We start from the raw sequence: 13,868 nt of genomic DNA on the forward strand, positions 1-13,868 counted from the left end.
GGCCAGCGCCCCGGCCGCGGCGTCGTGCTCGGCGAGCCGGCTGAGCCCCATCTCCAAGCCCACCGCGAAGCCCCTGCCCCCCGCCGTGGCCTCCATGCGCGAGCGCATCATCAAGGCCGCCGTGGCGTGCGACTACGCGGGACTCCAGAAGCTGGGCGACGAGAAGGGCCCGAGCGTGCGCTTCTCCTACGACCCCGACCAGGACATGACCACCACCTGGCGCATCCAGGAGGAGTGGAAGGACAGCCCGCAGCCCGTGCTGGCGCGGCTGGTCCACGTCCTCAACCTCCCCTTCTACCAGGAGGGCAATCTCTACTGGTGGCCCACCGCCTTCCGCGAGGGCGCCACCGACGCGGACTTCGCCCTGCTCAAGGGCATCTACCCGGACTCCATGATCGACGACATGCGCAAGGAGAAGAGCTACATCGGCATGCGCGTCGGCATCTCCGTGGACGGCGACTGGCAGGCCGCCATCCAGGGCGACTGAGCCCTCCACCCGCGTCAGTCGCCGGTGACGAAGCGCGCGACGGCCTCCATGACCTCCTCGTCGCCCACCATCGCGACGTGGTCCGCCTTCGTCTCCAGCCGGTCCACGTGGAGCGGCGCCGGAGGCAGCGCCCGCGTCGTCAGCACTGAACCGTCGCCGTCCGCGAGCACCGGATCCTCGAACGTGGGCTTCCCGTCGATGACCCGGAAGGACTTGATCAACGGATGCCCCACGCCCACCACCGCCAGCGTGCGGAAGGGCGGCGGCGGACCACCGCGCTCGGACAGCGTCCGAGCCAGCTCCGAGCGCGCCTCCAGCATCCGCTCCAGCCACTGGCGATACGCGGGCAGGTCCCGCACCGCCTTGTCCTGGAACACGCCCCACCCGCCGTCGACCCACGCGTCCGGCCGGTATGCGTCGAACGACACCGGCTGGCCGCTCGCGTCCACGAAGAAGTCGCTCTGCGCCGGCAGCAGCTGGAACGCGGACGCGAACGTGAAGAGCGCCTCCGGTGACAGCAGCGCGCGGTTGCGCCCCACCGGCGTGCCCAGGGTGAAGTCGTCGAACATGCCCGGCGCCCCCCGGAACGGCGTGCCCAGGAACACCACGCGCTTCACGTGCCGCGCGCCCGCCCACGTGGGTTCGCCCGTGTCGTCGCCCGTGCCGTAGCGCAGGCATTGCAGCGTGACGAGCCCGCCCATGCTGTGCGCCACCAGGTTCACCTTCACCCGCCCGCCGCGCGACGCCGCGAGCTCATCCAACAGCGCGCACAGCCGCTTCGCCGTCACGCGGTTGTCCTGCCGCCAGTCGTAGTCGAAGACCATGAAGCCCGGCAGGCGCTCGCGCGCGAACTCCAGGAAGCCCTTGTAGATGTCGTAGCGCGCCACCCACGGCAGCACCGTGAAGCGCGTCATCGGCCCGTCCACCTCCAGCGGTCCGAAGTTCGGCGTCGCCCGCTGCCCGGGAAACGGCAGCGCCAGCGAACGCTCACCGCGCGTCAGCAGGTCGCCCACGGACACCCAGGCCCGCTCGCGCTCCCCGTCCGCTGTCGCGAGGAACGACCCACGGTAGCCATGGATGAAGACCGTCACCTCGTCGCCCTTGGGCGCGGGCAGCTCGACGCGGGAGGCGGTGCAGGCGCTCAGCAACATGAGGAAGGGGACCGGGAACAGACGCATGCGGCGCAACGTCTCCCCCGCTGGCCCCTCCATGCAAGCGCCCCAGCATCGCAGGCCCTGACGCGTCAGCCTCGCCCCCCGGCGCGTCAGACCCTGGACGGACGGGTCAGGAATGCCCTCCTGGACAGCTGTGGATTCACGGCAGGTCGGCTTGCATCCCGTGGCCTGCCCCGTGCAAAAGGGCATGGTGAGTGCCCGGTCCGGGTCAAGGGAGTTCGAGCCATGGATGAGATTGTCGTTCAGTTGAAGTCACTTGCTCTGACCGAAGCGCTTCCGCTGCTGCTCAAGGTCATTGGCGCGCTGTTCATCTGGTTCATCGGGCGGGCGGTCATTGGCGGCTTCCGCAAGGTGCTGGACATGGGCCTGCATCGGCGGCAGTTGGACGCCACGCTCATCCGCTACGTCGGTTCGCTCTTCACGGGCGCACTCACCCTGATGCTGATGGTCGGCATCCTGGGGCTGATGGGCGTGGAGACGACGTCCTTCGCCGCGTTGATCGCCGCCGCGGGTATCGCCATCGGCGCCGCGTGGTCCGGGCTGCTCGCCAACTTCGCCGCGGGAGTCTTCCTGCTGGTGCTGCGTCCCTTCCGCGTGGGCGAGGAGATTGAAGCGGGCGGCGTCGTGGGCATCGTCCAGGAGATTGGCCTGTTCGTCACCACGCTCGACACGTCGGACAACGTGCGGATCTCCGTGGGCAACAACCAGATGTTCAGCGACAACATCGTCAACTTCAGCCACCACCCGCACCGCAAGCTGACGGTGAAGGTGCCGCTGATGCACGGCGTGGACGTGCGGGTGCTCCAGCAGGTGCTGTTGGACCGCCTGCCTTCGGTGAAGGGCGTCCAGGAGAAGCCCGTGCCCCAGGTGGAGGTGGCGGAGTTCACGCTCCACGGCCCCGTCCTCGCGGTGTGCATCTTCTGCAAGCCCACCGAGTACAACGACACGCAGGCCAACGTCGGCGAGGCGATCGCGGAGAGCCTCCTGGCCGTCGGCTACACCCTGCCGGCGGCGGCCCTGCTGGCCGCGCCGCCGCCGCTCGCGAAGGTGGGCTGAACGCAGGACCGGTGGCACGCGTGCCGCCTTGAACCGGTGTGAGTCCGGGACCGCGTGGGGAAGCCCACGCGGTCCGGCCAGGGCATCGCCGCGTCAGGGATGGCCGTGAGTTGGAGCAAAGGGACCCGGGTGCTGGCAGCCAGCCCGGGGCCCGCCCTCCCTCCAGACGGGGGGACGACCCCGCGAGCAGGCCCCTCTCCGGAGGACACCGTGAGTTCTTCCGGTGGCGAGTCCGGGGAGCCCCTCTCTTCCCGTAAATACGCGAATTCTTTGGGGCTTCCGTCAGGGCGCCCCCATGACAGGTCGCTCGCCTACGGAATAGTGTGGCCAGTGTGGATTTGACCCACCCTCACGCTTCTCCCGGGAGAGCAGCGCAGGGCGTCAATCCGGAATCACCAGCAGGCCTGAGTTTTCGCGAAGGCCACCGCCCCGGGTGGCGCACGCGATGGCGTCCCCGAGCGCGGAGTACATGAGATGAGCCACGAGCTGTCGAAGCGGATCGCCAACCTCTCACCGGAGAAGCGCGCCGAACTGCTCAAGAAGGTGGCCGCGCAGAAGGCCGCCACCGGCAACTCCACGCAGGGGCTCATCCCGGTTCAGGACCGCTCGCGACCGCTGCCGCTGTCCTTCGCCCAGCAGCGCCTGTGGTTCATTGATCAGCTGGAGCCCGGCAGTGCGCTCTACAACGTGCCCATGGCGGTGCGCCTGGAGGGTGCGCTCGACGTGGCCGTGCTGGAGCGCGCGCTGCGCGAAGTGGTGCGCCGTCACGAAGTCCTTCGCACCACCTTCCGCGTGGATGTGTCCGGGCAGCCCGTGCAGGTGGTGGCGCCGGAGCTGGAGCTCACGCTGGAGCGCCACGACCTCACGGGCTCGCCGCGGGAAGCAGCGTGGCGCCTGGCGCGTGAAGCCGCGGCCCGGCCCTTCGACCTGGCGAATGGTCCGCTCCTGCGCGCGCTGTTGGTGACGTCTGACCCGGGAGAGCACCTGCTCGTGGTGGTGCTGCACCACATCGTCTCCGACGGCTGGTCCATGACGCTGCTGGTGCGCGAGGTGGCACTGCTCTACGGCGCGCTCGCGCGCGGACTGGCCGCCCCCCTGCCCGCGCTGGGTGTGCAGTACGCGGACTTCGGCGTCTGGCAGCGCGAGTGGCTGCAGGGCGCCCGGCTGGAGAAGCAACTCGATTACTGGAAGCAGCAGCTGGCCGGAGTGCCCTCCGCGCTGGAGCTTCCCACCGACCTGCCCCGCCCCGCGGCCCGCAGTGGCCGGGGCGCCCGTCACGAGCTCCTGCTGTCGCGTGAGCTGACGGAGGCGTTGAGGACGCTGGCGCAGCAGGAAGGCGCCTCGCTCTTCATGGTGCTGCTGACGGGCTGGCAGGTGCTGCTGTCGCGCTACGCGGGGCAGGAGGACGTGACGGTGGGCTCGCCGGTGGCGGGCCGCACGCGCGGCGAGGTGCAGGGCCTCATCGGGCTGTTCGTCAACACGGTGGTGCTGCGCACGCAGGTCGAGCCCTCCGCGTCCTTCCGGTCGCTGCTGCACCAGGTGCGCGAGACGGTGCTCGCGGCCCATGAGCACCAGGAGTTCCCCTTCGACCGGCTGGTGGAGGCGCTGCGCCCGGAGCGCACCCAGGGGCGCACGCCGTTCTTCCAGGTGATGCTCACGCTCCAGGCCTCCCTGCGCGGCGCGGCGTCCGTGGAGGGTGTGAAGCTGGAGGCGGTGGAGCTGGACACGCTCACGTCCAAGTTCGACCTGATGCTCCAGGTGCTGGAGACGGAAGCAGGCCTCAAGGGCTTCCTCGAGTACGACACCGACCTCTTCACCGCGCCCACGATGGCGCGCATGGCGGAGCACCTGCGCGTGCTCCTGGAGGGCGCGGTCCGCCGTCCACACCAGGCCGTCTCCCACCTGCCGCTGCTCACCGATGCCGAGCGCCATGAGGTGCTGCTCGACTGGCAGCCGCCCCGCCCCGCCCCGCTGCCGTGGACATCGCAGCACGGCGCCTTCGAAGCACGGGTGGACCTGACGCCAGACGCGGTCGCCGTCACCTTCGGAGACCAGTCGCTCACGTACGCGCAGCTGGAGGCACGGGCGTCGCGGCTGGCGCGCCACCTGCGCCGGTTGGGCGTGGGCACCGAGGTGCGGGTGGGCCTGTGCGTGGAGCGCTCGCACGACATGCTGGTGGCGGTGCTCGCCGTGTTGAAGGCCGGAGGCACCTACGTGCCGTTGGATCCGGCGTTCCCCACGGACCGCCTGGCGTACATGGTGGAGAGCAGCGGGATGCCAGTGCTGGTGTCGCAGCGCTCGCTGGAGTCCCTCCTGCCGCCGCATTCAGCGCGCGTGGTGCTGCTGGATGGGGACGCGGAGGCCATCGCGGCGGAGGACGGCTCGCCGCTGCGCGACGCGGTGCCACCGGAGGCCGTGGCGTACGTGCTCTTCACCTCCGGCAGCACGGGCCGGCCCAAGGGCGTGCAGGTGCCCCACGGCGCGGTGGCGCGCTTCCTCGCGGCGCTGCGTGAGACAACGGGCATGTCCTCCAAGGACGTGCTGGTGGCCGTCACCACGCTGTCGTTCGACATCGCGGTGCTGGAGCTGTTCCTGCCGCTGTCGGTGGGCGGGCAGGTCGTCATCGCATCAAGGGACATCGCCGTGGACGGCGCGCGGCTTGCGGGCCTGCTCCAGCAGCGCGGAGCGACAGTGCTCCAGGCCACGCCCAGCACCTGGCGGCTGCTGCTGGAAACGGATTGGCGGGGCCCGGGGCTGACGGCGCTCACCGGAGGCGAGGCCCTGCCGCGAGAGCTGGCCGAGTCGCTGCTCCAGCGGTGTGGCGTGCTGTGGAACGTGTACGGCCCCACGGAGACGACCGTGTGGTCCACCGCGCACGCGGTGGCGTCGGGTATGGGGAGCGTGCCCATCGGGCGGCCCATCTCCGGCACGCAGGTGTACGTGTTGGACAGCGGGTTGAACCCGGTGCCGCGCGGCGTGCCGGGCGAGCTGTTCATTGGCGGCGAGGGAGTCACCCGGGGCTACCTCCACCGGCCGGACCTCACGGCGGAGCGCTTCATCCCGGACGCGCACGGCGGCGAGCCGGGCATGCGCGTGTACCGCACGGGTGACCGCGTGCGGTGGGCCGCGAACGGCGTGCTGGAGTACCTCAACCGCGTCGACAACCAGGTGAAGCTGCGCGGCTACCGCATCGAGCTGGGCGAAATCGAAGCGGTGCTGAGCCAGGCCCCGGGCGTGCGCGACGCGGCCGTGGTGGTGCGCGGAAACGCGGCCGACGCGCGCCTGGTGGGCTACGTGGTGGCGCGCCCCGGCCAGACGCTGGAGTCCCAGGCCCTGCGCGCGCTCATGAAGGAGCGGCTGCCCGAGTACATGGTGCCGTCCGCGCTGGTCGTGCTGGACGCGATGCCCCTGACGCCCAACGGGAAGGTGGACCGAAAGGCCCTGCCCGCGCCGGATGTGTCCACGGAAGCGGCGCGCGAGTTCGTCGCGCCCCGCACGCCGATGGAGGCCCAGGTCGCGGAGCTCTATGCGTCGCTCCTCCATGTGCAGCGGGTGGGCGCCACCGACAGCTTCTTCGAACTGGGAGGCCACTCGCTGCTCGCCACGCGGCTGACGTCGCGGTTGCGCACGGCGTACCAGGTGGACCTGCCCCTGCAGGCGTTGTTCGAGTCCCCCACCGTGGGTGAGCTGGCGGCGCGCATCGCGGCCTCGGCGAGGGATCCGCGCTTCGCCGGTCCGCCCCCGGTGGTGCCGGTGCCGCGCACGCAGAAGCTGCCCACGTCCTTCGCGCAGCAGCGCATCTGGGTACTGGAGCAGTTCGACCCCGGGTCGGCCGCGTACAACATGCCGTTCTCGCTGCGGCTGACGGGGGCGCTGAACCTGGAGGCCCTGCGCCGCGCGCTGGAGTGCGTGGTGCACCGGCACGAATCCCTGCGCACCACCTTCCGGCCAGGGACGGATGAGCCCGTGCAGGTCATCGCGCCGCCCGAACCGCTGGTGCTGCCGGTGGTGGACCTGCGCGCCCTTTCTCCGGAGCAGCGCGACGCGGAGGTGAAGCGCCGCACGGACGTGGAGGTGCGCCACCCGTTCAACCTGGAGGCAGGGTCGCTGCTGCGTGTGTCGGTGCTGGTGCTGGATGCGCAGGAGCACCTGGTGCTGCTGACCATCCACCACGCCATCTTCGACGGCTGGTCCATGAGCATCCTGATGCGGGAGCTGTCGGAGGCCTACCGGGCCTTCGCCGCGGGAACGAAGCCCGCGCTGCCGGCGCTGCCCTTCCAGTACGCGGACTTCGCGGTGTGGCAGCGCAAGTGGCTGTCGGGCGCGGAGATGGAGCGGCAGCTCGCGTGGTGGCGCCAGCAGATTGACGGGATGCCGTCCGTGCTGGAGCTGCCCACGGACCGTCCCCGCGGTCGCCGCGAGGCACACCCTGGCGCCCTGTTGTTCGTCGCGTTCCCCCTGGAGCTGTCGAAGGCCGTGGAGGCCCTCTGCGTGCGTGAAGGCATCACGCCCTTCATGTTCCTGCTCGCCGCGCTCCAGGTGCTGATTGGCCGCTACTCCGGCCAGGACGACGTGAGCATCGGCTCCTCCGTGGCGGGCCGCAACGACGCGGAGCTGGAGGGGCTGCTCGGGTTCTTCATCAACACGCTCGTGCTGCGCACCCGGATGGGTGGCGAGCCCACCGTGCGGGAGCTGCTGAGCCGCGTGCGCACCACCACGCTGGGAGTGCTCGCGAACCAGTACGTGCCCTTCGAACAGCTCCAGCCGATGCGCGACCTGCGCGCGTCGCCGTTGTTCAACGTGCTGTTCCTCATGCAGAACATCCCGGATGTAGACCTCTCGCTCGCGGGAGTGAAGGTCCAGGTCGAGGAGCGCACGGGCGCGTCCGCGAAGTTCGACCTCACGCTCTCGCTGGCCCGGACCGAGAAGGGCTTCACGGGCGAGCTGGAGTACGACACCGACCTGTTCGACAGGTCCACCGTCACGCGGATGGTGCGGCACCTGCGGCTGATCGTGGAGGGCTTCGTCGCGCATCCGGATCACCGCGTGTCGTCGCTGCAGTTGCTCGCGGGGGAGGAGCGGCAGCAGGTGCTGGTGGAGTGGAACGCCACGCGAGCGCCGTTCCCCGAAGCGTGCATGCATTCGCTCTTCGAGGCGCAGGTGCATCGTGCGCCCGAGTCGCTGGCCGCGGTCTTCGAGGGGACGCAGCTGACGTACGCGCAACTGGACGCGCGCGCCAATCAACTTGCCCACGCTCTTCGCCGGCGTGGCGTGGGCCCGGAGGTCCGGGTTGCACTCAGTGTCGAGCGCTCCCTCGACGTCGTCATCGGGCTGCTCGGCATCCTGAAGGCGGGTGGCGCCTGGGTGCCGGTGGATCCGCTCCTGCCCCGCGAGCGACTGGCCTTCATGCTGGAGGACAGCGCCGCCCAGGTGCTCGTCACCCAGCAGCCGCTCGTGGACCGCTTCCCTGAAGCGCTGCATGCCCGCGCGCTCTGCCTGGATACCGAGCGCTCCGCTCTCGCCAAGGAGCCGACGGATGCGCCCGTGACGGGCGTGACGCCCGCGAACATGGCGTACCTGCTCTACACCTCGGGCAGCACGGGCACGCCCAAGGGCACGGCAGTGGAACACCGCAGTGTCGCAAACCTCGTCACCCACGAGGCCGTGGCGTACGGCATCGGCCCTGGCAGCCGCGTGCTTCAGTTCGCCAGCCTCAGCTTCGACCTGTCCGTGGAGGAGATCTTCACCACGCTCTGCAACGGCGCCACGTTGGTGCTCGCGCCGCTGGAGAAGTTGATGCCGGGCGCACCACTGCCCGTGCTGCTGCGTGAGCAGCACCTCTCCGTCATCAGCCTCACCCCCGCTGCACTGGCGGCCACGTTCTCCGAGGGGCTGCCTGAAGTGCGCACCGTCATCTCCGGCGGTGAGGCCCTGCCCGCGGATGTCGTCGCGCGTTGGGCTCCGGGACGAAGGCTGATCAACACCTACGGCCCCACCGAAGCCACCGTCATCGCCACGCTGGGCGATGTCGTGGCGAGCAACAGCGTGCCGTCCATTGGCAAGCCGCTGGCGAACGTGCGCGTCTACGTGTTGGACCCGCACGGGCAGCCGGTGCCCGTGGGCGTGCGCGGTGAACTGCACATCGGTGGCGTGGGCGTCGCGCGCGGGTACGCGGGACGGCCTGCCCTCACCGCCGAGCGCTTCGTGCCGGACGGCCTCTCCGGTGAGGAAGGGGCACGCCTCTACCGCACGGGAGACGTGGTGCGCTGGCGCGCGGACGGCCAGCTGGACTTCGTCGGGCGCATCGACGCCCAGGTGAAGGTGCGCGGCTTCCGCATCGAGTTGGGCGAAGTCGAAAACGCCCTGCGTGCCGCCCCCGCCGTGAAGGACGCCGTCGTCCTCGCCCGTGAGGACTCTCCTGGCGACAAGCGGCTCGTCGCCTACGTCGTGGGTGAAGCCCTCGACGTCACCGCCCTCCGCGCCCACCTCAAACAGCACCTGCCCGAGTACATGGTGCCCGCCGCCTTCGTCTCCCTGGAGACGCTGCCGCTGACGTCCAACGGCAAGGTGGACCGCAAGGCCCTCCCTGCTCCGGACGCGAGCACACTTCGGGCCTCGCATGCCTATGAAGCCCCAGCGACGCCGCTGGAGGAGAAGCTCGCGACCCTTTGGGGCGAAGTGCTGCGCGTGCCCACGGTGGGCCGCACGGACAACTTCTTCGAGTTGGGCGGACACTCCCTGCTCGCCACCCAGCTGGTGGCCCGCGTGCGCGCCGCGCTCGACGTGGAGCTGTCCCTTCGTGCCCTCTTCGAGGCTCCTACCATCGTGGCCCTTGCAGAGAGGTTGCAGCGGGCCTCCACCGCCACGCGTCTGCCAGCACTGACGCGCACACGCGACGAGGGCCCCCAGCCGCTCTCCTTCGCTCAGCAGCGCCTCTGGTTCCTGGACCAACTGGCACCGGACGACGCGTCCTACAACCTCCCCGTCGCGCTGCGCCTCATCGGCCGCCTGGACGTGGAGGCCCTGCGCCGCGCCTTCGAAGTGCTCGTGGATCGCCACGAGGCCCTGCGCACCACCTTCTTCGAACAGGAGGGTCAGCCCTTCCAGTGCATCCATGCTCCGGCCGCGTGGGCGCTCCCGGTGGAGGACCTCTCTGGGTTGGAAGAGTCCTCGCGCGAGGCGGAGACGCTGCGGCTTGCCACCCGTGAGGCACGGCAGCCCTTCCATCTCGTCCACGGTCCGTTGCTGCGCACCACACTTCTGCGCCTGAACGAGGAGACGCACGTCCTCCTGATGACGATGCACCACATCGTCTCCGACGGTTGGTCGATGGGCGTCCTCGTGAAGGAGTTGGCCGCGAGCTACGCCGCATTCTCCGCGGGCCGCGAGCCCACCCTGGCGCCGCTGCCGGTGCAGTACGCGGACTTCGCCCTCTGGCAGCGCCAGTGGCTGCAGGGCGAGACGTTGGAGTCGCAGCTCAACTACTGGAAGCGTCAGTTGGCCGGTGCGCCTTCCGCGCTGGAGCTGCCCACGGACCGCCCGCGTCCTCCCGTGCAGTCCCGTCGCGGTGCCACCGTGCCCGTGCACTTCCCTTCGGAGCTGACGGACTCCCTGCGCAGCCTCGCCCAGCGTGAAGGCGCCACGCCCTTCATGCTGCTGCTCTCCGCCTTCCAGCTGCTCCTCTCCCGCTACTCCGGACAGGACGACATCAGCGTCGGCTCCCCCATCGCCGGCCGCACCCACGCCGAGGCCGAAAGCCTCATCGGCTTCTTCGTCAACACCCTCGTCCTGCGCGCCCACGTGCGCCCGGAGGAGACATTCCGTCAGCTGCTCTCCCAGGTGAAGGCCACCACGCTCGCGGCCTACGAGCACCAGCACGTCCCCTTCGAGAAGCTGGTGGAGGTCCTCCAGCCCTCGCGCGACTTGAGCCGCAGCCCTCTCTTCCAGGTGATGCTCGTCCTGCAGAATGCCCCCGCCGAGGCGCTCCGCGTGCCGGGCATGGCCTTCCAGCCCATTCCCCTCGAAGGCAACTCCTCCCGCTTCGACCTCGCACTCACCCTCTTCGAGGTGCCCCAGGGCCTCACCGGCTTCCTTGAGTACAGCTCCGACCTCTTCGACGCGGCGTCCGTCCAGCGTCTCATGGGTCACTTCGGCGTCCTCCTCGCCTCCCTTGCCGCCCAGCCGGATGCACGTGTCTCCGCCCTGGAGATGTTGACCGTCGCGGAACGGCAGCAACTCCTCGTCGAGTGGAATGAGACGGACGTCGCCTTCCCGCGCGACACCTGCATCCACCACGTCGTCGCGGAGCAGGCGCGCCGGGCTCCGGACGCGGTCGCCGTCCGCATGGGGGAGCGCAGCCTTTCGTATGCGGGCCTCGATGCCTGGGCCCACGGACTTGCCGTCCAACTGCATGCGGCTGGTGTCTCGCGGGGCGACCGAGTCGTTGTCCTCGCTGAGCGCTCTCCAGAGTTGGTGGCGGGCCTGCTGGCCGTCCTCAAGGTGGGCGCCGCCTACGTCCCCGTCTCTCCGGGCGTCCCGCCCGAGCGCCTTGCCTTCATGCTGGAGGACTGCGGCGCTTCCGTCCTCCTCACCCAGCAGCACCTACGGCCTTCCCTCCCCTCGCTCTCCGCGCGTGTCCTCTTGTTGGAGATGGAGGCCGCGGTAGCGCGGCAGCCGCTGCTCGTGGCGTCCGTGGGCCCAGAGGATCTGGCCTACGTCATCTACACCTCCGGCAGCACCGGCCGTCCCAAGGGCGTCGCCGTCCACCACCGCGCGTTGATGAATCTCGTCTCCTGGCACCAGCGCACCTATTCGCTGTCTCCCCAGGACTCCACCGCTCTCACCGCGGGCGTCGCCTTCGACGCCTCCACCTGGGAGGTGTGGCCCTCCCTGGCCTCTGGCGCATGCCTCGTCGTCCCTCCGGATGCCGCGCGCGCGGAGCCCGCCCAACTGCTCCAGTGGATGGCCCGCGAAGCCATCACCACCTGCTTCATGCCGACGCCGCTCGCCGAAGCCGTGCTGCGCGAAGAATGGCCCCGCCCCATGGCCCTCCGCGCCCTGCTGACGGGTGGAGACGCCCTGCACCACGGCCCGCCTGCCTCCGTACCCGCCTCACTCTTCAATCACTACGGGCCCACCGAGAGCACCGTCGTCGCCACCTTCACTCCCGTCCCGCCCGCCACACGTGACGACGGAACGCGGCCTCCCATTGGCCGCCCCATCGCCAACACCCGCACCTACGTCCTCGACGCTCACCTTCAGCCGGTGCCCATTGGCGTCCCGGGAGAACTCTTTCTCGCCAGTGAGGGCCTCGCGTGGGGTTACCTCGGCCAGCCCGCCCTGAGTGCCGAGCGCTTCATCCCGCATCCCTTCTCCTCCACCCCGGGCGCCCGCCTCTACCGCACTGGCGACGTCGTTCGCTGGCGGGCCGACGGCCAGCTGGACTACCTGCAGCGGCTCGACTTCCAGGTGAAGGTGCGCGGCTTCCGCATCGAGCTGGGCGAAATCGAAGCCTCCCTCCTCGCCCATGCCTCCGTGCATGAGGCCGTCGTCCTCGCCCGCGAGGATGTCCCAGGCGACAAGCGTCTCGTCGCATACCTCGTGCCGACCTCGGGCCAGGAGCTGGACACCACCGTCCTGCGCGCCTTCCTCAAGGAGCGGCTGCCCGAGTACATGGTGCCCTCCGCCTTCCTCGTCCTGGAGGCCCTCCCCCTCAACGCCAACGGCAAGGTGGACAGGAAGGCCCTGCCCATCCCGGACGCTTCGCCGCTCGCGGACTTCGTCGCCCCTCGCAATCCCGCCGAAGAGAAGCTCGCCGACGTCTTCGCCCACGTCCTGCGCGTGGAGCGCGTGGGCATCCACGACGACTTCTTCTCCCTGGGCGGCCACTCGCTGCTCGCCACCCAGCTCGTCTCCCGCGTGCGCGCCGCCTTCGGTGCGGAACTGCCCCTGCGCGCCCTCTTCGAGGCCCCCACCGTCGCCGCCCTCGCCGAGCGTCTGCGCACCACCACCTCCAGCCCGCGGCTGCCTCCACTCACCCGCGCCAGCCACGACGGCCCGCCGCCCCTCTCCTTCGCCCAGCAGCGGCTGTGGCTGTTGGATCAACTCCAGCCGGGCAGCGCCGCGTACAACGTCCCCGCCGCCCTTCGGCTGAAGGGACAGGTGGACACCGAGTCCCTTCGCCTCGCCTTCGAGGCCCTCGTCGCCCGTCACGAGACGCTGCGCACCACCCTCGTCCAGCACCAGGGCCAGCCCGCGCAGCGCATCCACGCTCCTGCGGCATGGACGCTGCCGCTGCTCGACGTGTCCTCACTGCCTGACACACAACGGGACGAAGAGGCGCGCCGCTTGGCGAACGTGGAGGCCCGTCGGCCCTTCGACCTGGAAGCGGGTCCGCTCCTTCGCACGTCATTGGTGCGCCTGAGCGACGAAGAGCACCTGCTGCTGGTGACGATGCACCACATCGTCTCCGACGGCTGGTCCATGGGCGTCCTCGTCCGTGAAGTCACCGCGCTGTATGCGGCATTCAACGCGGGTCAGGTGCCTGCCCTCGCGCCGCTGCCCGTGCAGTACGCGGACTTCGCTGTCTGGCAGCAGAACTGGCTCCAGGGCGAAACGCTGGAGACCCAGCTCGCCTACTGGAAGGAGAAGCTCGCGGGCGCACCGGCCGCGCTCGACCTGCCCACGGACCGTCCGCGTCCGCCCGTGCAGTCGCATCGAGGGGCGACGATCCCCGTGCGGCTGAACCTGCCCGTGTCCGAAGCGCTCAAGGCCCTGGCCCAGCGCGAAGGCGCCACGCCGTTCATGCTGCTGCTCGCGGCGTGGCAGTTGCTCCTGGCCCGCTACTCCACGCAGGACGACATCAGCGTGGGTACGCCCATCGCGGGCCGCACGCAGGCGGAGACCGAAGGCCTCATCGGCTTCTTCATCAATACGCTGGTGTTGCGCACTCACGTCCAGCCGGAATCGACCTTCCGGGAAATGCTCTCGCAGGTGAGAGGGACGACGCTCGCGGCCTACGAGCACCAGCACGTTCCGTTCGAGAAGCTGGTGGAAGCCCTCCAGCCCGTGCGCGACCTGAGCCGCAGCGCGCTCTTCCAGGCCATGTTCTCCCTGCAGAACACGCCCATGGAAGCCCTGCGCGTGCCGGG

The 13,868-nt window shown here is 70.1% G+C and carries 4 protein-coding genes; 3 read left to right on the forward strand and 1 reads right to left on the reverse strand.

Going from position 1 to position 13,868, the window contains the following annotated elements; translation table 11 throughout:
- A partial coding sequence (locus D7X32_RS38425) for a hypothetical protein (protein WP_244239417.1) occupies positions 1 to 487 on the forward strand: 487 nt, incomplete at its 5' end.
- 14 nt (positions 488 to 501) lie between these two features.
- Here D7X32_RS38425 and D7X32_RS38430 read toward each other — a convergent pair.
- Positions 502 to 1,665 (reverse strand): lipase family alpha/beta hydrolase, encoded by a 1,164-nt coding sequence (locus D7X32_RS38430; RefSeq protein WP_120607497.1) that lies wholly within the window; start codon positions 1,663 to 1,665, stop codon positions 502 to 504.
- Positions 1,666 to 1,887: 222 nt separating this feature from the next.
- Here D7X32_RS38430 and D7X32_RS38435 point away from each other — a divergent pair, with 222 nt between their 5' ends.
- Both D7X32_RS38435 and D7X32_RS38440 read left to right on the forward strand, forming a co-directional pair.
- Positions 1,888 to 2,718, forward strand: coding sequence for a mechanosensitive ion channel family protein (locus D7X32_RS38435; RefSeq protein WP_120607498.1), 831 nt, complete (start codon positions 1,888 to 1,890; stop codon positions 2,716 to 2,718).
- 474 nt (positions 2,719 to 3,192) lie between these two features.
- Positions 3,193 to 13,868, forward strand: a 10,676-nt coding sequence (locus D7X32_RS38440) for a non-ribosomal peptide synthetase (protein WP_120607499.1), incomplete at its 3' end; no start/stop codon positions are given.

The sequence above is a fragment of the Corallococcus carmarthensis genome (genome assembly GCF_003611695.1).
In the GTDB taxonomy this organism is placed as follows: domain Bacteria; phylum Myxococcota; class Myxococcia; order Myxococcales; family Myxococcaceae; genus Corallococcus; species Corallococcus carmarthensis.

Bases quoted from the DNA above. Each gene is read 5' to 3' on its own strand.
- D7X32_RS38430 (WP_120607497.1), bottom strand. From the start codon at position 1,665: ATGCGTCTGTTCCCGGTCCCCTTCCTCATGTTGCTGAGCGCCTGCACC.
- D7X32_RS38435 (WP_120607498.1), top strand. From the start codon at position 1,888: ATGGATGAGATTGTCGTTCAGTTGAAGTCACTTGCTCTGACCGAAGCG.